A 19,413-nucleotide genomic window follows, 5' to 3' on the forward strand; every position below is an offset into this window, starting at 1 on the left:
AAGGCAGGCGAAAACAACATGATCAGGCTCCGGCCTGTGGCTGCCGGATGCCAGCGTCAGCGCGGTGCACGCACCACGATGCCAGCCTGGTCCAGCGCCTTGCGCGTGGCCTCGACCAGGTCGAGGGCGCCCGGCGTATCACTGTGCAGGCAAATGGAATCGAACTCGATGGCCAGGTCCTGGCCCTCGACGGTGCGCACCACACCTTGCCGGCAAGCCCGCAGTACACGCTCGGCGACTGCCAAAGGCTGGTAGCCCCTTACGTTACGGGTGAACACGATCGAGCCGCTCAGGTCGTACTCGCGGTCGGCATAGAACTCGCGCACCACCGGCTGGCCAAGCTCCTGGGCAATGCAGCAGATCACCGAGCCGGGCATGCAGAACAGCAATAACTGCGGTTCGATCAGCCGCAGGTTTTCCACCAGCAAGCGTGCAGCTTGCTCGTCACGGGCCAGGTGCATGTAAAGCGCCCCGTGGGGTTTGATGTGCTGCAGGCTCACGCCCTGGGCCCGGGCGATTTCACGCAGCGCCCCGAGCTGGTAAAGCATGTCGTCGACCAGTTCCTGCGCCGATGCGTTGATGTGCCGGCGACCGAAACCGACCAGGTCGCGGAACCCCGGGTGTGCCCCCACGGCAACCCCCAGGGCCTTGGCCCGCTCCACCGTACGGCGCATGGTGCCGGGGTCGCCGGCATGAAAACCGGTGGCGATATTGGCGCTGCTGATGTAACCCATCAGCTCGTTATCCACGCCGTCGCCAATGGTCCACGGGCCAAAGCCCTCGCCCATGTCCGAGTTGAAATCCACTGCTTGCATGACCGTATCTCCCTGGCGCTTGTGGCTGCATGCAAGCCACGTTAGATTCTCCCCTACCCCTTGGGAAGATCTATAAACAGAATGGGTGTCTTCGGAAAAACAGATACCCCGGGAGCCTGCCGTGTCACTTACCTTGCGCCAGGTGCGCTACTTTGTCGCCACTGCCGAAATCGGCCAGATCTCCCAGGCCGCCATCCACCTCAATATTTCCCAGTCGGCGGTCACCACGGCAATCAAAGAGCTGGAGGCCATGCTCGGCGTGCTGCTGTTCCAGCGCTCCGCCCAGGGCATGAACCTGACCGAAGCCGGCCGGCACTTCCTCAACCGCGCCTACGTCATCCTGCGCAGCGTCGACGATGCGCTGAACAGCCCGTTGCCGGACATACGCGCCAGCGGCCTGTTGCGCCTGGCAGCCAGCTACACGGTAATCGGCTACTTCCTGCCGCACCACTTGCAGCGCCTGGAGCACTGGCACCCCGACGTGACCCTGGAACTTTACGAACAGGAGCGCAGTGCCATCGAGCAAGGGCTGCTGGAGGGGCGCTTCGACATGGCGGTGGTGCTGACCGCCAACCTGACCCACCCGGCTATCGTTTCAGAAACGCTGTTCAACTCCGAGCGCCGCCTATGGCTGCCCGCGCACCACCCCCTGTGCGAACGCTCGGCCGTGAGCCTGGCCGATGTCGCCACAGAGCCGTTCATTTTGTTGACCGTGGACGAAGCCGAGCAAAGCGCCATGCGCTATTGGCAGCAGGCCGGGCAACGGCCCAGCGTGCGCGTGCGCACCAGTTCGGTGGAGGCGGTGCGCAGCATGGTCGCCAATGGCAGTGGCGTAGCGATCTTGTCAGACCTGGTGCACCGGCCATGGTCGCTGGAGGGCAAGCGCATCGAAACAGTCACCATCAGCGACCCGGTAGCGCCCATGAGCGTGGGGCTGGCCTGGCACCGCGAGCGGGCGTTCAGCCCGGCGATGCAGGCTTTGCGCAATTACTTCCACGGCGCCTTCCTGGCACCGCAGCAGTGGGCTGCACGGCGCTGAGCACGCTGTGCCAGGCATTTCGTGCAGGCCCTGGCTCCCAGCCGAACGATCCGACCGCTCTGCCGTCATAACCTGAGCCGGTGCCGACACGCAAAGAGGACGCGAAATGACCCAGCCCGACCCTGCATACGTGAAATGGCTCGAAGCGCGCGCCATGCTCAAGGCTTCCCAGGAGCGCGCCAGCCTGTACTCAGGCCAGTCGCGCCTGTGGCAACAACCCTACGCCGAGGCACAGCCCCGCCGGGCCACGGAAATCGCCTCGGTCTGGCTGACCGTTTACCCCGATGCCATCATCGCCCCAGAGGGCTGCTCGGTGCTCGGTGCCCTGGCCCATGAAGCCTTGTGGAAGCGCCTGTCGGAAATCGGCATTCAAGGCCTGCACACCGGGCCGATCAAGCTGTCTGGCGGTATTCGCGACCGCGAGCTCACACCTAGCGTAGACGGCAACTTCGACCGCATCAGCTTCGATATCGACCCGCTCTATGGCAGCGAGCCGGAGTTGATCCAGATGAGCCGCATGGCCGCCGCGCACAATGCGGTGACCATCGACGACCTGATCCCCTCGCACACCGGCAAGGGCGCCGACTTCCGCCTGGCGGAAATGGCCTACGGCGCCTACCCGGGCCTGTACCACATGGTGGAGATACGCGAGGAAGACTGGCACTTGCTGCCCGAGGTGCCACCCGGACGTGACTCGGCCAACCTGCTGCCCGCACAGTGCGACGAGCTCAAGGCACGCCATTACATCGTCGGGCAGTTGCAGCGAGTGATTTTCTTCGAGCCGGGGGTCAAGGAAACCGACTGGAGCGCCACCCCACCGGTCACCGGTGTCGACGGCAAGACCCGGCGTTGGGTCTACCTGCACTACTTCAAAGATGGCCAACCGTCGCTGAACTGGCTGGACCCCACCTTTGCCGCCCAGCAGATGATCATCGGCGACGCCCTGCATGCCCTGGATTGCCTGGGTGCACGTGGCCTGCGCCTGGATGCCAACGGTTTTCTCGGGGTGGAAACCCGTGCCAGTGGCACCGCCTGGTCGGAAAGCCACCCGCTGTCGCTGGTCGGCAACCAATTGATCGGTGGCATGATCCGCAAGGCCGGCGGCTTCAGTTTCCAGGAACTGAACCTGACCCTCGATGACATTGCGCAAATGTCCAAGGGCGGTGCCGACCTGTCCTACGACTTCGTCACCCGGCCCGCCTACCAACATGCCTTGCTGACCGGCGACACCGAGTTCCTGCGCCTGATGCTCAAGGAAATGCACGCCTTCGGCATCGACCCGGCCTCACTGATCCATGCCCTGCAGAACCACGACGAACTGACCGTGGAGCTGGTGCACTTCTGGACCCTGCATGCCCATGACATGTACCTGTACAAGGGCCAGACATTACCCGGCAACATCCTGCGCGAGCACATCCGCGAAGAAATCTACGAACGCCTGTCGGGCGAGCATGCGCCCTACAACCTACGCTTCGTCACCAATGGCATCGCCTGCACCACCGCCAGCCTCATCACTGCGGCACTGGGCATCCGCGACCTCGACCAAATAGGCCCGGCGGACATCGAGCAGATCCAGAAACTGCACCTGCTGCTGGTCATGTACAACGCCATGCAGCCAGGTGTGGTGGCGCTGTCGGGCTGGGACATGGTCGGCGCCCTGCCCTTGCCAGGCGAAGCCGTGGCCGAGCGCATGCTCGACGGCGATACCCGCTGGATTCACCGCGGCGGCTACGACCTGGCGGGGCTCGACCCGCAAGCGGACACGTCAGTGCGCGGCATGCCGCGGGCGCGGGCGCTGTATGGCAGCCTCGACAGCCAACTGGACAACCCTGACTCTTTCGCCTGCAAGGTGAAAAAACTGCTCGCGGTGCGCCAGGCCTACGGCATTGCCACCAGCCGCCAGGTGCTGGTGCCGGAGGTCAGCAGCCCTGGGTTGCTGGTCATGGTGCATGAGCTACCGGCGGGGCGCGGCATCCAGATCAGTGCGTTGAACTTCAGCCAGGAGGTGATCGCCGAGGAGCTACTGCTAACGGGCTTCACGCCAGGGCCGGTGGTGGACATGATCAACGAAACGGTAGAAGGCGACCTGACTGAGGATGGCCGTTTGCTGGTGAACCTGGACCCGTACGAAGCGCTGTGCCTGCGCATCGTCAACAGCACCGGGCATGTGTGAGCCGGCCAGCGCCCTGGGTGTGCCCGGCCGCATGCCTGGGCAGCACCAGGGCGCTGGCGCCTTGCTTTTGAGGCCGTACAGGCATAGCGTTCGGGTGTTTTCTTTTCGCGCCCAGGAGCAACACCATGTACACCGGCATCGTCCAGGCCGTCCGCCCACTGCTTGATGTGACCAGCTACCCGGGCCACAACCAGTTCACCATCGATCTCACCCCGGAACTGCTCGATGAGTTGAAGATCGGCGCCAGCGTTAGCGTCGAGGGCACGTGCTTGTCTGTCACCGAGATCGACGGCAGCCACGTCAGGTTCGATGCAATGACGGCCACCCTGGAACGCACCAACCTGCGCAATTTCAAGGCCGGCCAAGGGGTCAACATCGAGCGTTCGGCGAAGATGAACGCCGAAGTCGGCGGCCACCTCATGGCTGGCCACATTGCCACGACCGCAGAAATAGTCGAACTGTCGATCGAGCAGACCGGCGCCTTCATCCGTTTCCGCATGCCGCCGCCATGGGGCAAGTACGTGTTCCCGCGGGGCTTCATCGGGGTCAACGGCTGCAGCCTGACCGTGGCCGACGTGGAAGACAACCTGGTCACCATCAACCTGATCCCGGAAACCCTGCGCCAGACCACGTTCGCCAGCTACGCTGCCGGCGATTTGCTGAACATCGAGGTCGATCACCAGACCATGGTGCTGGTGGATGTGGTCGAGCGCACCATCAAAGGCACCCTGGCCCGCGAAAACCTGTTGCCCTGAGGCCTGCCCGTGCTACCCCATCCCCTTACTACCCGTACGGCCAGGCGCTTGCGCCTGCAGGTGCTGCGTGGCCGTGTCGGCCTTGGCCTGGTGGCCGGGCTGTCGGTGCTGGCAGGCATGACCGACGCCATTGGCCTGCTGGCCCTGGGCGACTTCGTATCGTTCATGAGCGGTAATACCACGCGCCTGGCGGTGGCGATCAGCCAGGCTGACCTGGCCCTGGTGCTGCGCCTGAGCGGCGCTTTGCTGGGCTTTGTCGCGGGTAACACATTGGGGGTAGTGCTGGCGCGCGGCTTCCGTCGCCGGGCCTGGCCCGTGCTGGTGGTCGTGGCGGCGTTGCTGGCCTGCGCTGCAGCGTGGCCACTGGCGGCCACCTTCCCGGCATTGCTGGCCGCGACCCTGGCCATGGGCATGATCAACGCAGTCGTCGAGCAAGTGAACGGCCTGCCAATCGGCCTGACCTACGTCACCGGTGCACTGTCACGCTTCGGCCGCGGCCTTGGGCGCTGGTTGCTGGGCGAGCGGCGCCACGGCTGGCGGGTGCAACTGGTGCCGTGGGCAGGGATGCTGCTGGGCGCCGCGCTGGGCGCCTGGCTGCAACACCACCTGGGCCTGCAGGCACTGGCCGGCAGTTGCGTGCTGGCGTGCCTGCTGGCCCTGGTGTCGCGGTTCATTCCCCGTGCCTGGCAGCGTGGCTACATGCCGCGCTGATCAATCGATGCGCGGGTGCTGCTGGACCAACAACTTGCGCTTGGCCTCGAGCTCGGCGATCTGCTCGTCGATGTCCTCGATCTTCTGCTCGATGTTGTCGTGGTGTTCCTGCAGCAGCTCGCGCGCCTCGTCGATGTCCGATGCCGCCGGTGCGGCACCGCGCAGCGGTTTATTGGCGGTTTCCTTCATGGTCAGGCCGGTCACCAGGCCCACCGCGGCGATCACCATCAGGTAGTAGGCGGGCATGTACAGGTTGCCGCTGCTTTCCACCAGCCAGGCGGCGATGGTGGGGGTCAGGCCGGCGATCAGCACGGAAATGTTGAAGGCACTGGCCAGTGCGCTGTAGCGGATGTGAGTGGGGAACATCGCCGGCAACGTCGACGCCATCACACCGATGAAGAAGTTCAGCAGCACGGCAATGATCAGCAGCCCCGAGAAGATCAACCCCAGCACACCGCTGTTGATCAGCATGAACGCCGGAATGGCCAGGGCGAACAGCCCGATACTGCCGACCACGATAAACGGGCGACGGCCGAACTTGTCGCTCAGCAGGCCGATAATGGGCTGCACGAACAGCATGCCGACCATGATCGCGATGATGATCAGTACGCCATGGTCCTCGCTGTAGTGCAGGTTGTGCGAGAGGTAGCTGGGCATGTAGGTCAACAGCATGTAGTAGGTGACGTTGGTGGCGATCACCACGCCAATGCAGGTCACCAGGCTACGCCAGTGCTTGGTCGCCACTTCCTTGAACGACACCTTGGGCCCCGACGCCAGGCCCTCGCGGTCACCCTGCTCCATCTTGTCGACGTGCTGCTGGAACGCGGGGGTTTCCTCCAGGGCGTTACGCAGGTAGAGGCCGATGATGCCCAGCGGCAATGCCAGGAAGAACGGCAGGCGCCAGCCCCACTCAAGGAACCTTTCTTCACCAAGCACCGTGGAAATCAGCACCACTACCCCGGCGCCCAGCACGAAGCCGGCGATCGAGCCGAAGTCCAGCCAGCTGCCAAGGAAGCCGCGCTTGCGGTCAGGCGCATACTCGGCCACGAAGATCGACGCGCCGGTGTACTCGCCGCCCACCGAGAAGCCCTGGGCCATTTTCGCCAGCAACAGCAGTATCGGCGCCCATATGCCGATACTGGCATAGGACGGTATCAAGCCAATGGCAAAGGTGCTGAGGGACATGATGACGATGGTGGCGGCAAGGATTTTCTGCCGGCCGAACTTGTCGCCGAGGGCGCCGAAGAACAGCCCGCCCAGGGGGCGAATGAGGAATGGCACCGAAAAGGTGGCCAACGCCGCGATCATTTGCACACTGGGGTCGGCGTTGGGGAAGAACACCTTGCCCAATGCATAGGCGACGAAGCCATAGACCCCGAAGTCGAACCACTCCATGGCGTTACCCAGTGCAGCGGCGGTGATCGCCTTCTTCATCTTGGCATCGTCGACGATCGTGATGTCCTTGAGGCCAATAGGTTTGACGCTTTTCCTGCGAGATTTCATGCCTGTATCCCTGTCGATCAATGCTCTATGGCATCTGATACAACGGGACACAAAATAATTCAGCGCTTAATGAATTTTTGTAGGGAATTGCGCTGGGGGCGGGTAAGCCCGCCCCCAGGCCAGGGGAGCTGCTTTGCTGCTCAAATGCCTTCGCGGGCCAGGTCCATGGCGAAGTAGGTCAGGATCAGGTCGGCACCGGCGCGCTTGATAGCGCCAATGCTTTCGCGCACCACGCGGCCTTCGTCGATGGCACCGGCAAGGCCACCGAACTTGATCATCGCGTACTCACCGCTGACCTGGTACGCCGCCAGCGGCAGGCGCGAGGCCGCACGAATGTCGGCGATCACGTCAAGGTAGGCACCGGCCGGCTTGACCATCAGCACGTCTGCACCTTCCTGCTCGTCAAGCAGCGATTCACGCACGGCCTCGCGGCGGTTCATCGGGTTCATCTGGTAGCTCTTGCGGTCACCTTTGAGCGCCGTGCCGCCTGCTTCGCGGAACGGGCCGTACAGCGACGAGGCGAACTTGGTCGAATAGGCCATGATCGCAGTGTCGTGGAAGCCTGCACCGTCCAGCGCGCTACGAATGGCCTGGACCTGGCCGTCCATCGCCGCCGAAGGTGCGATGAAGTCGGCACCGGCAGCGGCAGCGATCACCGCCTGCTTGCCCAGGTTGACCAAGGTGGCGTCGTTGTCCACGCCGTGGTCATGCAGTACGCCGCAGTGCCCGTGGCTGGTGTATTCGCAGAAACAGGTATCGGACATCACCACCATTTCCGGCACGGTGTCCTTGCAGATACGCGACATGCGCGCCACCAGGCCGTTTTCGTTCCAGGTGTCGCTGCCAACGGCATCCAGGTGGTGAGACACACCGAAGGTCATCACCGATTTGATACCGGCGCGGGCATAGCGCTCGATTTCCTGGGCCAGCCGCTTCTCAGGGATGCGGTTCACGCCGGGCATGCTGCTGATGGGCACGAAGTCGTCGATGCCTTCTTCCACGAAGATCGGCAGGATCAGGTCTTCAAGGCGGAATTCGGTTTCCTGGAATACGGTGCGCAGGGACTCGTTCTGGCGCAGGCGGCGAGGACGAACGGAGGGGAATTGGTTGGACATGACTGCTCCAGGGAATTTGAACGGCGTATACCTTATGCCTGTCAGGGGCCAGTGAAAAGGCCGGATGACGAGATATTGTCCTGCATCAAAGGTAATGGCCGCGCAGGGCACTGGCTGAGCCGGTGGCGCCCGCTTCGGGGGGGAACCTGCGAAGCGGGCTGCACCGGCAGCACATCATTGCAGCCAGGGCGGTGTCGGCTCCTCGGCCTTGGCCGGGCCGTTTTCCGCCTCGGCACGCGCTGCCCGGCGCCGGGCCTCGTCCAAGCGGGCGGCGTCGATTTCCCGCATTACCCCGCCAACGTCGGCCTCATGCTCGTCGTCCTGGAATACCCCGGTCAACACGGAATCGGGCAGCAACTTGCCAGCCTCGTACAACGCCCACATTTCCTGGGCATAGCGCGTGCTCTTCAGCTCTGGGGCAAAGCGCCCGAAGTAGTGGGCCATGTTGTCCACGTCACGCTGCAGCATGCTGAATGCGTGGTTGTTGGCGGCGGCGTCCACTGCCTGCGGCAGGTCGATGATCACCGGCCCGTCCGGGCCGAGCAGCACATTGAATTCGGACAGGTCGCCATGGACCAGCCCGGCACACAGCATCAGCACGATCTGGCGAATGACGAAGGCATGGAACACCCGCGCCTCCTCGGCCTCCAGGTGCACGTCGTTGAGCCGGGGTGCGGCATCGCCATCGGCGTCGGTCACCAGCTCCATCAGCAACACGCCGTCCTGGAAGTCATAGGGCTTGGGCACCCGGACCCCGGCGCCGGCCAGGCGGAACAGTGCCGCCACTTCGGCGTTCTGCCAGGCGTCCTCGGCCTCTTTGCGGCCGTACTTGCTGCCCTTGGCCATGGCCCGGGCCTGGCGGCTATTGCGCACCTTGCGGCCTTCCTGGTATTCGGCGGCCTGGCGGAAACTGCGCTTGTTGGCTTCTTTATAGACCTTGGCGCAGCGCACCTGGCTACCGCAACGCACCACGTACACGGCGGCTTCCTTGCCACTCATCAACGGCCGCAGTACTTCGTCGACGAGGCCGTCTTCGATCAGGGGTTCGATTCTTTTGGGTGTCTTCATCAGGCTGCGTTCGGGGTCCTGGCTGTGTTGACGGACATCCTCTCACAGCCTGCTGCGACATGCTCGTCTGTCTTCACAATGGGTGAACCCAGGTAGGTTGTGGCAAGATGAATTTTTCTTAAATCGCCGGTTGTCTATTCTTTGGCACAATCGAGTCTCCATTAGATGCCCAGGAACCAGCATGCCTCGCGTACTGACCATCGAAGACGACGCCGTCACCGGCCAGGAAATCGTCGCCGAACTTACCAGCCATGGCCTTGAAGTGGAGTGGGCCGACAATGGTCGTGAAGGCCTGGCCAAGGCCATTGCCGGCGGTTATGACCTGATCACCCTGGACCGCATGCTGCCCGAGGTCGATGGCCTGACCATCGTCACGACCCTGCGCAACCTCAAGATCGCCACGCCGATCCTGATGATCAGCGCCCTCTCCGACGTCGATGAGCGGGTGCGCGGCCTGCGCGCCGGCGGTGACGACTACCTGACCAAGCCGTTCGCCTCCGACGAAATGGCCGCCCGGGTCGAAGTGCTGCTGCGCCGCAACAGCGTGCCGATGACCCAGACCCGCTTGCAGGTCGCCGACCTGCAACTGGACCTGATCAGCCACGAAGCGCGCCGCGGCGACAACACCCTCAACCTGCTGCCCACCGAGTACAAGCTGCTGGAGTACCTGATGCGCCACAGCGGCCAGGTCATTACGCGGATGATGATTTTCGAGGAAGTGTGGGGCTACCACTTCGACCCGGGCACCAACCTGATCGACGTGCATATCGGCCGCCTGCGCAAGAAAATCGACTCACCCGGCCAGTCGCCGCTGATCCGTACGGTGCGGGGCTCCGGCTATGCCATTGCTGAACCCGTCTAAAGGCTGGAGTTCGTCCACCAGCCGGCTGCTGGCACTGTACAGTTTTCTGTTCGTAGCCTGGAGCAGCATCCTCATGGGGGTGCTGTACTTCGAGGTTTCCAGCTACCTGAACAAGCTCACCCGCCATTCCATGCTGCAGCGTCAGCACCTGTTCGCGCACATGAGCGGCAAGCAGCTGGACGACGCCCTGATTGCCAGCCAGGCTTTCGAGGAACGCAGCTTCGATGCCTATGGCCTGTTCGATGCACAACTCAACCCGCTGGGCGGCAGTGTTCGTGCCCTGCCCCCTGGGCTGCGGCTGGACGGCAAGATCCATGAGCTGAAGCGTTGCCTGGACGCCGATGATCCGCGCATGCCCCGCGACAGCTGCGATGCCGTGGCCATCAAGGTGCAGGATGGGCGCTGGCTGGTGCTGTTCCGCGATAACGGCTCATTGTTCGTCGTAACACGGATCATTCTCGATGCCTTGCTCTGGGGTATCTCCTTCACCCTGATCCCCGGGTTCGCCGGCTGGTACCTGCTGCGCCGCCGCCCCCTGAAACGCATCCGGGCCATTCAGGCCCAGGCCGAGCTGATTGTCGCCGGCGACCTCACGCACCGCCTGCCGCTGTCGGCCCGGCGCGACGAACTGGACATGCTGGCCGCCATCGTCAATGCCATGCTTGACCGCATCGAGCGGCTGATGCACGAGGTCAAGGGCGTGTGCGACAACATTGCCCACGACCTGCGCACCCCACTGACCCGCCTGCGCGCCCAGCTGTACCGCATACGCCAGCAAAGCGACAACGATTCCGCGCAAGCCGAGGCACTGGACCAGGCCATCGGCGAAACCGACACCCTCATGGCGCGTTTTCGTGGGTTGTTGCGCATCAGCGAACTGGAAGACCGCCAACGCCGGGCCGGCTTCGTGCAGCTTGACCCGCATGATTTGCTGGTAGAGCTGCACGACTTCTACCTGCCGTTGGCCGAAGATGGCGGCATTCACCTGGAGCTGCACCAACCTGGGCACTTGCCGGCACTGCACGGCGACCGCGAGCTGTTGTTCGAGGCGCTGGCCAACCTGGTAGGTAACGCGATCAAGTTCACCCCGGAAGGTGGGCAGGTGCGCGTGGCCGCCACCCAGGACGACGCTGGCGTGCACGTGGCCATTGAAGACAGCGGGCCGGGTATTCCGGAAGAAGAACGCACGGCCGTACTGAAGCGGTTCTACCGCAGTGATGAAGGCCACCGCCACGCCGGGTTCGGCCTGGGGCTGTCGATCGTTGCGGCGATCGTCGACCTGCATGGGTTCGGCCTGGAAATTGGCGAGAGCCCTTTGGGTGGGGCCAAGCTGGTACTGCATTGCCCATTGGCCGGGCTGGCCAAATAACCATCGGGGCTGCTTTGCAGCCCATCGCGACACAAGGCCGCGCTGTAGAAGCAACTGTCTTTCTCAAAAATTTGAAAAGCCTGCGCGATTCACCTGTGGGAGCGGGCAAGCCCGCGAAGCAGGCGACGCGGAGTCTGGCACCGGCTTTGCCGGTGTTCGCGGGCATGCCCGCTCCCACAGGGGGTCTGCGCTGGCTTGGAGTTGCCGCCGTACTTGCAGGAGCAACTGTCTTTCTCCAAATTTGAAAAGCCGACGCAGTAACCTGTGGGAGCGGGCATGCCCGCGAACACCGGCGCAGCCGGTGCCATGCAGCGCGCTGGTTTCTTCGCGGGCACGCCCGCTCCCACAAGAACCGTGTAATCTTCGAGTCCTGCATTGCGGCCTTGTGTCGCGATGGGCCGCAAAGCGGCCCCAGTTGCACCGATCAGTCAGCCAGACGCCAGGTAGTGGCACCCTTGCTGTCTTCCAACACCACGCCCATGGCGGTCAGCTGGTCGCGAATGCGGTCGGACTCGGCCCAGTTCTTGTCTGCCCGCGCCTGCAGGCGCGCCTGGATCAAGCCCTCGACCTCGGCCGCATCGACCTTGCCTTCGGCGCCCGCACGCAGGAAGTCATCGGCGTCCAGCTGCAGCACACCCAGCACATCACCCAGCTCCCGGAGGCGACCGGCCAGGCCGGCAGCAGCGTCTACATCGCTGTCGCGCAGGCGGTTGATCTCACGCACCAGGTCGAACAGCACAGCGCAGGCCTCGGGCGTGCCAAAGTCGTCATTCATCGCCACGCTGAAGCGCTCGACAAAGGCCTCGCCGCCCTTGGCCGCCACGCGCGGCAGGCCGCGCAAGGCATGGTAGAAGCGCTCCAGAGCGCCCTTGGCGTCGCGCAAGCTGTCTTCCGAGTAGTTGATGGCACTGCGGTAGTGGCTGGCCACCAGCAGGTAGCGAACCACCTCCGGGTGGTACTTTTCGAGCACATCACGGATGGTGAAGAAGTTGTTCAACGACTTCGACATCTTCTCGCCATTGATACGGATCATGCCGCAGTGCATCCAGGCGTTGGCGTACTGCTTGCCGGTGGCCGCCTCGCTCTGGGCAATCTCGTTCTCGTGGTGCGGGAACTCCAGGTCGCTGCCGCCACCATGAATGTCGAAGCTCTCACCCAGGCAGCAGGTGGACATCACCGAGCACTCGATGTGCCAGCCCGGACGGCCCGGGCCCCATGGCGACTCCCAGCTTGGCTCGCCCGGCTTGACGCCCTTCCACAGCACGAAATCGAGCGGGTCTTGCTTGGCCTCGTCGACCTCGATGCGGGCGCCGATGCGCAGGTCTTCGATCTTCTTGCGCGACAGCTTGCCGTAGCCCACGAACTTGCCGACGCGGTAGTACACGTCGCCATTGCCCGGCGCGTAGGCATACCCCTTGTCGATCAGGGTCTGGATCATCGCGTGCATGCCGGCGATATGGTCGGTGGCACGCGGTTCCTGGTCTGGCGGCAGGATGTTCAGGCGGCGCTCGTCTTCGTGCATCGCGTCGATCATGCGCGCCGTGAGGGCGTCGAAGCTTTCGCCGTTCTCGTTGGCCCGGTTGATGATCTTGTCATCGATGTCGGTGATATTGCGCACGTAGGTCAGCTCGTAACCGCTCTTGCGCAGCCAGCGGGTGACCAGGTCGAACGCCACCATGCTGCGGCCGTGGCCCAGGTGGCAGTAGTCGTACACGGTCATGCCGCAAACGTACATGCGCACCTTGTTGCCATCCAACGGCTTGAAGGTTTCCTTGGCTTTGGTCAGGGTGTTGTAGATGGTTAGCACGGCGGTTCCTCAGCTGCCCCAGGAGTCACGCAGGGTGACGGTGCGGTTGAACACCGGACGGCCCGGCTGGCTGTCTTTCAGGTCGGCGCAGAAGTAGCCTTCGCGCTCGAACTGGAAGCGGTCCTCGGGCTGCGCCTGGGCCAACGACGGCTCGGCACGGCAACCGCTGAGCACTTGCAGCGAGTCGGGGTTGATGTTGTCGAGGAAGCTGCCGCCCTCTTCGGTCTTTTCCGGGTTGGCCGAGCGGAACAGGCGATCATACAGGCGCACTTCGCACTCGACGCTGCCTTCGGCCGGCACCCAGTGGATCACGCCTTTGACCTTGCGGCCTTCCGGGTTCTTGCCCAGGGTGTCCGGGTCGTACGAGCAATGCAGTTCGACGATGTTGCCGTCGGCGTCCTTGATGGCTTCGTCGGCACGGATCACGTAGCTTCCCCGCAGGCGCACCTCACCGGCTGGCTCGAGGCGCTTGTAGCCCTTGGGCGGAGTTTCCATGAAGTCGTCGCGGTCGATGTACAGCTCGCGGGAGAACGGCAGCACACGCACGCCCATGTCTTCCTTCGGGTGGCGTGGCAGCTCCAGTTGCTCGACCTGGCCCTGCGGGTAGTTGGTAATGACCACCTTCAGCGGGCGCAGCACGCACATGGCACGCGGTGCGGTGCGGTCCAGGTCGTCACGGATGCTGAACTCGAGCATCGACATGTCGACCACGCCATCGGACCGGTTGGTGCCGATCATTTCGCAGAAGTTGCGGATCGAGGCCGGGGTGTAGCCACGGCGGCGGAAGCCGGACAAGGTCGACATGCGCGGGTCGTCCCAGGCGTCGACGTGCTTTTCGTCCACCAACTGCTTGAGCTTGCGCTTGGAGGTGATGGTGTAGTTGAGGTTCAGCCGGCTGAACTCGTACTGGCGCGGGTGTGCCGGCACGGGCAGGTTATCGAGGAACCAGTCGTACAGCGGGCGGTGGCCTTCGAATTCCAGGGTGCAAATCGAGTGGGTGATGCCCTCGATGGCGTCCGACTGGCCATGGGTGAAATCGTAGTTGGGGTAGATGCACCACTTGTCACCGGTCTGGTGGTGGTGGGCATGGCGGATGCGGTACAGGATCGGGTCGCGCAGGTTCATGTTCGGCGAGGCCATGTCGATCTTGGCCCGCAGCACGCGCTCGCCGTCCTGGAATTCACCGGCTTTCATACGGGCGAACAGGTCGAGGTTTTCTTCCACGCTGCGGTCGCGGAACGGGCTGTTCTTGCCTGGCTCCTTGAGGTTGCCGCGGTATTCCTTGGCCTGCTCGGGGGTGAGGTCGCAGACATAGGCCTTGCCCCGCTTGATCAGCTCGACCGCCCAGTCGTGCAACTGGTCGAAGTAGTCGGAGGCATAGCGCACATCACCGGCCCAGTCGAAACCCAGCCATTTCACGTCGCGCTGGATGGCGTCGATGTACTCCTGGTCTTCCTTGGCCGGGTTGGTGTCGTCGAAACGCAAGTGACAGGCGCCACCGAATTCCTTGGCCAGGCCAAAGTTGACGCAGATCGACTTGGCGTGACCGATGTGCAGGTAGCCATTGGGCTCCGGCGGGAAGCGGGTGACGATGCTGCTGTGCTTGCCCGAATCCAGGTCGGCCTGGATGATCGGCCGCAGGAAGTTCGCAGGGACAGCGGGGGCGCCTTTGGCAGCGGCGTTGGGCGCGTTGTCGGCAGTGGGCTTGCTCATAGGATCCTTGAATGCACGTGTCCGGCCTGGGTAGGCCGATTGAATCAAAGGGCCTATCATAGCCGAAGCAGTCAAGCTGCCGACAGTCGGGCCCGGATAAACTGGCGTGATTTATCACGGCTTTTTGCCGCGGCGTGGCAAAATGGCCAATGCGCGCCATGTGTCGCGAGCGCCCGAGCCTGCGTCAGGTGTAAGCACGCGCCCTGCGCGCCCTCATTCCCGTATGCCTTGAAAGAGCGAATTTCAGCATGTCCAAAGTCAAACTGAGCACCAACCACGGCGATATCGTCCTGCAACTGAACGCCGAAAAAGCTCCGCAAACTGTTGAGAACTTCGTTCAATACGTCAAAGACGGCCATTTCGACAACACCGTGTTCCACCGTGTGATCAAAGGTTTCATGATCCAGGGCGGTGGCTTCGAGCCTGGCATGAGCCAGAAGAAAACCCGCGCCAGCATCCAGAACGAAGCTGACAACGGCCTGAAGAACACCAAGTACAGCATCGCCATGGCCCGTACCATGGAGCCGCACTCTGCCTCGGCCCAGTTCTTCATCAACGCCGCCGACAACGACTTCCTCAACCACAGCGGCAAGAACGTGCAGGGCTGGGGCTACGCTGTGTTCGGTGAAGTGATCGAAGGCCGTGAAGTGGTCGATGCCATCGAGAAAGTCGCCACCGGTTCCAAAGCCGGCCACCAGGACGTGCCGAAAGACGACGTGGTCATCGAGAAAGCCGAGATCATTGAGTGATTCTGCTGATCTCTGATCTGCACCTGCAAGAAGAACGCCCGGACATTACCCGGGCGTTTCTTGATCTGCTCGATGGCCGCGCGCGCCACGCCCATGCGCTGTACATTCTTGGCGATTTCTTCGAGGCCTGGATAGGCGACGATGCCATGACGCCGTTCCAGCAGTCGATCTGCCGTGCCCTGCGGCAGCTGGGCGACAGCGGCACGGCCATCTACCTGATGCATGGCAACCGTGACTTCCTGCTTGGCCAGCGCTTCTGCGAGGCGGCCGGCTGCACGTTGCTCGACGACCCCTGCGTGATCGAGCTGGGCGGTGAGCAGGTATTGCTGATGCACGGCGACACCTTGTGCACCCGCGACGTGGGCTACATGAAAATGCGCCGCCTGCTGCGCAACCCGCTGAGCCTGTGGGTTCTGCGCCACCTGCCGCTGTCGGCTCGCTACAGACTGGCACGCAAGCTGCGCAGCGAAAGCCGCACCCAGGGGCGGATGAAATCCACTGAAATCGTCGACGTCACGCCAGAGGAAGTGCCCAAGGTAATGGCGGCGCATGGCGTGCGTACCCTGGTGCATGGCCATACCCATCGGCCAGCGATTCACAAGCTGGTCGTGGACGGCCAACCGGCCCGGCGCATCGTGCTGGGCGACTGGGACCGCCGGGGCTGGGCCTTGCAGGTTGACGAGCAAGGGTTTCAGCTGGCGCCGTTCGACTTTTCCTGAAGGCAACGTCGCCGGCAAGCCGGCCCCCAATTCCCACCAGGCCTTCAATACGGTGGGGAGCTTGTGGACGCTGGCTCGCCGGCGATCGAGCCAAACGCCCTTAGTGCTGTGCCACTGCGCCCTTGTCGGCTTCACTGATCACCACTTCGCGGTACTGCGGGTCAGCCTTGATCTGCGCCTCGGTAAAGGGAATTACCGCCAGCTGCTTGGCCGCAAAGGCCTTGGTCTGGTCACTGGCGTGTGCCGATGCCGCCTCGCTGGACTGCGAAAACGCCAGTAACCCGCGGGCCTCTGGCCCTTTGTCGGTGAAACTGACCAATTGCAGATAACTGGTACCACTGACCACCAGGCGCTTGCCCTGCCCGTGCGGCACACTGTACATCGCGTTGTACACCCCCAAGGCCTGTGGGCCGCCCGGCACCGGCGTGCCATCGACTGCCTGCTGCACCTGCCCCCACTTCACCTGTGGCGCCATACCGCTCTCGGCCACCTGCTGCAGTGAGGCCAGTGCCGCCTCGTGCACCCGCTTGCGCACGGCCGCCTGCTCCACGGCCAGCCCGCGCGGGGTGTGTTGCGGGTCGGCCGGGTCGAACGCAACCCGCCAGCTGTCCGGGTGCTCAGCCAAGGCGGTGAGCAGGTTGTGGAAATGCACCAGGCCCACGCCGCTCTCGAGGTCGGCCTTGCCATCCCAGTTCGCCAGGCTGGTGCATAGGGCCTGCACGTCTGCACTGGCGCCCTGGCACCATTGCAGCAAGTCGGGCAGCACCAAGCTGGCCAGGTAGACTTCGTCGTCGGTGACCATGCGCTGCAGGTCATCGACGCCCAACCGCGCTTTGCCCTGCAAACGCTGCAGGGCAAAGCGGCCGCGCATGCCCAGCGGCTGGTCACTGCGGCTGACCAGCGGCGAAAACCCGGTCAGGGGCTGCGCCGGGTTGGCCAGCCAGGCCGGGTCGTTGGAGTTTTGCACGTAATCGTCGCGCTCGAGGCTTGGCAGCAGCCTTGCCGGGAAAATACCCGGTTGTGCCGCCTGCGCATCGACCTTCCACTGGCAGGCGCTGCGTGAGCCGTCCAGCACCACCAGGCTGCCCGGCGCTTGCGGATTGCTGCAAGTGTCGAGCATCTGCTGGTCCACATAAGGCACCACTGACTGGTTCAGGTACAAGGCCCTGCCCGCCTGGTCCACCGCAATGGTGTTGACCCACGGGATACCCTGCAATTGCTCGACCGAGCCGCGCAGGGCCGCCAGGCTTTCAGCGCGGTTGATCTGGTTCCACTGCTGCAGCACGCGGGTATTGTCCAGGTTGGCGTCACGCAGGCTGTAGGCCGCATGCGTTTCCCAGTCCAGGCGGCCAGGCCATTGCACCACCGGACCGAACTGCGAGCTGTACACCTCACGCTGTACCTGGCTCAGTCGCCCATCCTCACCTTTGACTGCCACGCTGACGGTTTGCCGGGCCAGCGGCAATGACTTGCCGTCGAGCAGGTAACGGGTCGGGTCCTTGGGATCGAGCTGCAGGCGATAGAGGGTGAAGTGCGTGGAGGTATCGACGGTATGGGTCCACGCCAGGTGCTGGTTGAAACCGATATTGATCAGCGGCAGGCCTGGCAGCGCCGCGCCCATGACATTCAGCTGGCCGGGGATGGTCAAGTGCATCTGGTAGAAGCGCATGCCACCCATCCACGGGAAATGCGGGTTGGCCAGCAACAGGCCATGGCCATTGGCCGAGCGCTGGGCACCCACCGCCACGGCATTGCTGCCACGCTCCGTGGCAAACCGCGCCTGCCGGGCCAGGGCGGTGGCATAGCCAGCGGCCGCGAGCTGGCTGCCGGCCCCTGGCGGTTGCGCCCCCGCCAGTGCCTCCACGAACTGCCCAACCCCGCCTTCGGCCAGCAAGCGGCGGGTCAGCTTGACCAGGTCCTGGCTGCTGATCGGCCGCACCCACTCACCCGTTCCGCACTCGGCAGGCAAGCCCTGGCGGCGGCGCTCGGCCAGCGCGCGGTTGTAGCCACTGGCATAACCGGCCAGCAGTGCCTGTACTGGCGCCGGCTGCGCCTGGAGGAACGCGTCGACAGCGGCCTGGCTGTTGAGCCAGGTGAAGAACAGGTCGCTGCTGAGGTTGTCGCGTTGCTCCAAGGTCTTGCCCGTGGCGCCGAAGTGCCGGGAGCGCTCGCCATTGACGGTCAACACTTCGTTGGCCAGCAGGCACAAGTTGTCCTGGGCATAGGCATAGCCGACACCGTAGCCCAGGCCGCGCTCGTCCCTGGCCACGATGTGCGGCACGCCGAAGCTGGTGCGGCGGATCTGGGCGCTGGCGTCGGCTGCAGCAGGTTGCGCCAGCGCAGTGGCGCTCCAGGCCACCAGGGCGGCCGCCAGGCTGGTGCAGGTCATGGGACGGGACAGTGAAAACACGGGCATTCCTCGGGTTCGCGGGTTATCCCGTTCAGACGAATGGCCAGATGAAAATTTTACGTTTTACAGGGCGATGGAACGTCTTGATGAAAAACAGCCATTTTTTTAACGCGTGCGTTGCAGTTTTTGCGATCTCATTCGTCCTAGTAAGTGAGGCAACCACATTTCGGGTTCGTCCACGAAAAGGAGCATTCACATGTACAACCCGCAACCCTCATTACTGGCTGGGCGCGCCCCAGGCAAGGCGCCCAAGGGACAGGACGCATTTGCTGACGAGCGCACCGGCAACGAGCAGATCCGCGAATTGCTGCGCACCTTCGGCCTGCGCACCAGCCTGATCCGCCTGAAGGTGATCGACGCCCTGCACGCCGCCGACCGCAATGGCCGCAGCATTGGCGTGCGTGGCGTGCACGCGCAACTGGAGCAACTGGATATTCCGCTGTCGTTCCTCAGCGTGCGCGAAGTGCTCAAGCGCCTGTGCAGCGAGGGGGTGATCCAGCTGGGCAGCGACAAGTGCTACAGCCTTGCCCCCCAGGCGCGCGCCATACTGGAACAAGCGCCCGCGCGCTGAGTGCCTGGCCGGCCAGGCTTGGCCGGCCCGCGCA

Annotated in this window: 16 protein-coding genes; 9 read left to right on the forward strand and 7 right to left on the reverse strand. The window is 63.7% G+C overall.

Annotated features, from left to right (window positions below; all coding sequences use genetic code 11):
- Positions 1–56: 56 nt before the first annotated feature.
- Positions 57–815 carry a 5-oxoprolinase subunit PxpA gene (locus AACG97_RS14845; RefSeq protein WP_197886327.1) on the reverse strand — a complete coding sequence of 253 codons (759 nt, stop codon included), beginning with the start codon at positions 813–815 and terminating at the stop codon, positions 57–59.
- Between the two features lie 121 nt (positions 816–936).
- Between AACG97_RS14845 and AACG97_RS14850 the strand changes: the two genes are divergently transcribed.
- The 4 genes from AACG97_RS14850 (at position 937) to AACG97_RS14865 (ending at position 5,493) form a co-directional block, all read left to right on the forward strand.
- Entirely contained in the window at positions 937–1,854 is a 918-nt protein-coding gene (locus AACG97_RS14850) for a LysR family transcriptional regulator (protein WP_009682147.1), read from the forward strand.
- 106 nt (positions 1,855–1,960) lie between these two features.
- Positions 1,961–4,027 (forward strand): maltose alpha-D-glucosyltransferase, encoded by a 2,067-nt coding sequence (gene treS, locus AACG97_RS14855; protein ID WP_225786213.1) that lies wholly within the window; start codon positions 1,961–1,963, stop codon positions 4,025–4,027.
- 125 nt (positions 4,028–4,152) lie between these two features.
- On the forward strand, positions 4,153–4,782 hold the full coding sequence (locus AACG97_RS14860; RefSeq protein WP_009682149.1) for a riboflavin synthase: 630 nt from the start codon (positions 4,153–4,155) through the stop codon (positions 4,780–4,782).
- Positions 4,783–4,791: 9 nt separating this feature from the next.
- The gene (locus tag AACG97_RS14865; RefSeq protein WP_033690228.1) at positions 4,792–5,493 is read left to right on the forward strand and encodes a YoaK family protein; all 702 of its coding nucleotides are present in this window, start codon (positions 4,792–4,794) and stop codon (positions 5,491–5,493) included.
- Here the strand turns inward: AACG97_RS14865 and proP are convergent, their stop codons facing one another.
- From proP to AACG97_RS14880, 3 genes are all read right to left on the reverse strand, one after another.
- Positions 5,494–6,996 (reverse strand): glycine betaine/L-proline transporter ProP, encoded by a 1,503-nt coding sequence (gene proP, locus AACG97_RS14870; RefSeq protein WP_009682151.1) that lies wholly within the window; start codon positions 6,994–6,996, stop codon positions 5,494–5,496. It lies immediately after the preceding gene.
- A gap of 140 nt (positions 6,997–7,136) precedes the next feature.
- The gene (gene hemB / locus AACG97_RS14875) at positions 7,137–8,111 is read right to left on the reverse strand and encodes a porphobilinogen synthase (RefSeq protein ID WP_029887703.1); all 975 of its coding nucleotides are present in this window, start codon (positions 8,109–8,111) and stop codon (positions 7,137–7,139) included.
- A gap of 174 nt (positions 8,112–8,285) precedes the next feature.
- Positions 8,286–9,179 carry a PA4780 family RIO1-like protein kinase gene (locus AACG97_RS14880; protein ID WP_054881106.1) on the reverse strand — a complete coding sequence of 298 codons (894 nt, stop codon included), beginning with the start codon at positions 9,177–9,179 and terminating at the stop codon, positions 8,286–8,288.
- A gap of 181 nt (positions 9,180–9,360) precedes the next feature.
- Here AACG97_RS14880 and AACG97_RS14885 point away from each other — a divergent pair, with 181 nt between their 5' ends.
- Positions 9,361–10,041, forward strand: coding sequence for a response regulator transcription factor (locus AACG97_RS14885; RefSeq protein WP_047149773.1), 681 nt, complete (start codon positions 9,361–9,363; stop codon positions 10,039–10,041).
- The gene (locus AACG97_RS14890; protein WP_029887701.1) at positions 10,019–11,410 is read left to right on the forward strand and encodes a sensor histidine kinase; all 1,392 of its coding nucleotides are present in this window, start codon (positions 10,019–10,021) and stop codon (positions 11,408–11,410) included. The genes AACG97_RS14885 and AACG97_RS14890 overlap by 23 nt, the downstream gene beginning before the upstream one ends.
- A gap of 424 nt (positions 11,411–11,834) precedes the next feature.
- Here the strand turns inward: AACG97_RS14890 and cysS are convergent, their stop codons facing one another.
- A complete protein-coding gene (gene cysS, locus AACG97_RS14895) occupies positions 11,835–13,217 on the reverse strand; it encodes a cysteine--tRNA ligase (protein WP_009682157.1) in 1,383 nt (460 codons plus the stop codon).
- A 9-nt stretch (positions 13,218–13,226) separates the two neighbouring features.
- Complete coding sequence (locus AACG97_RS14900) at positions 13,227–14,930, reverse strand: glutamine--tRNA ligase/YqeY domain fusion protein (RefSeq protein WP_009682158.1); 1,704 nt, start codon at positions 14,928–14,930, stop codon at positions 13,227–13,229.
- A 248-nt stretch (positions 14,931–15,178) separates the two neighbouring features.
- Here AACG97_RS14900 and AACG97_RS14905 point away from each other — a divergent pair, with 248 nt between their 5' ends.
- Entirely contained in the window at positions 15,179–15,679 is a 501-nt protein-coding gene (locus AACG97_RS14905; RefSeq protein ID WP_009682159.1) for a peptidylprolyl isomerase, read from the forward strand.
- Positions 15,676–16,398 carry a UDP-2,3-diacylglucosamine diphosphatase gene (locus AACG97_RS14910; RefSeq protein WP_197884958.1) on the forward strand — a complete coding sequence of 241 codons (723 nt, stop codon included), beginning with the start codon at positions 15,676–15,678 and terminating at the stop codon, positions 16,396–16,398. The genes AACG97_RS14905 and AACG97_RS14910 overlap by 4 nt, the downstream gene beginning before the upstream one ends.
- Before the next feature lie 100 nt (positions 16,399–16,498).
- Here the strand turns inward: AACG97_RS14910 and pvdQ are convergent, their stop codons facing one another.
- The gene (gene pvdQ, locus AACG97_RS14915) at positions 16,499–18,808 is read right to left on the reverse strand and encodes a bifunctional acylase PvdQ (RefSeq protein ID WP_115294297.1); all 2,310 of its coding nucleotides are present in this window, start codon (positions 18,806–18,808) and stop codon (positions 16,499–16,501) included.
- A gap of 196 nt (positions 18,809–19,004) precedes the next feature.
- Here pvdQ and AACG97_RS14920 point away from each other — a divergent pair, with 196 nt between their 5' ends.
- Entirely contained in the window at positions 19,005–19,379 is a 375-nt protein-coding gene (locus AACG97_RS14920) for a hypothetical protein (protein ID WP_009682163.1), read from the forward strand.
- The last annotated feature ends 34 nt before the right edge of the window (positions 19,380–19,413 follow it).

Source organism: Pseudomonas sp. Nvir (assembly GCF_963778085.1).
In the GTDB taxonomy this organism is placed as follows: Bacteria; Pseudomonadota; Gammaproteobacteria; order Pseudomonadales; family Pseudomonadaceae; genus Aquipseudomonas; species Aquipseudomonas juntendi.

What these genes read in the sequence shown, in the direction of transcription:
- AACG97_RS14845 (WP_197886327.1), bottom strand. Translation starts at nt 815, where the DNA reads ATGCAAGCAGTGGATTTCAACTCGGACATGGGCGAGGGCTTTGGCCCG.
- treS (WP_225786213.1), top strand. Translation starts at nt 1,961, where the DNA reads ATGACCCAGCCCGACCCTGCATACGTGAAATGGCTCGAAGCGCGCGCC.
- AACG97_RS14860 (WP_009682149.1), top strand. Translation starts at nt 4,153, where the DNA reads ATGTACACCGGCATCGTCCAGGCCGTCCGCCCACTGCTTGATGTGACC.
- proP (WP_009682151.1), bottom strand. Translation starts at nt 6,996, where the DNA reads ATGAAATCTCGCAGGAAAAGCGTCAAACCTATTGGCCTCAAGGACATC.
- hemB (WP_029887703.1), bottom strand. Translation starts at nt 8,111, where the DNA reads ATGTCCAACCAATTCCCCTCCGTTCGTCCTCGCCGCCTGCGCCAGAAC.
- AACG97_RS14880 (WP_054881106.1), bottom strand. Translation starts at nt 9,179, where the DNA reads ATGAAGACACCCAAAAGAATCGAACCCCTGATCGAAGACGGCCTCGTC.
- AACG97_RS14885 (WP_047149773.1), top strand. Translation starts at nt 9,361, where the DNA reads ATGCCTCGCGTACTGACCATCGAAGACGACGCCGTCACCGGCCAGGAA.
- AACG97_RS14890 (WP_029887701.1), top strand. Translation starts at nt 10,019, where the DNA reads ATGCCATTGCTGAACCCGTCTAAAGGCTGGAGTTCGTCCACCAGCCGG.
- AACG97_RS14900 (WP_009682158.1), bottom strand. Translation starts at nt 14,930, where the DNA reads ATGAGCAAGCCCACTGCCGACAACGCGCCCAACGCCGCTGCCAAAGGC.
- AACG97_RS14905 (WP_009682159.1), top strand. Translation starts at nt 15,179, where the DNA reads ATGTCCAAAGTCAAACTGAGCACCAACCACGGCGATATCGTCCTGCAA.
- AACG97_RS14920 (WP_009682163.1), top strand. Translation starts at nt 19,005, where the DNA reads ATGTACAACCCGCAACCCTCATTACTGGCTGGGCGCGCCCCAGGCAAG.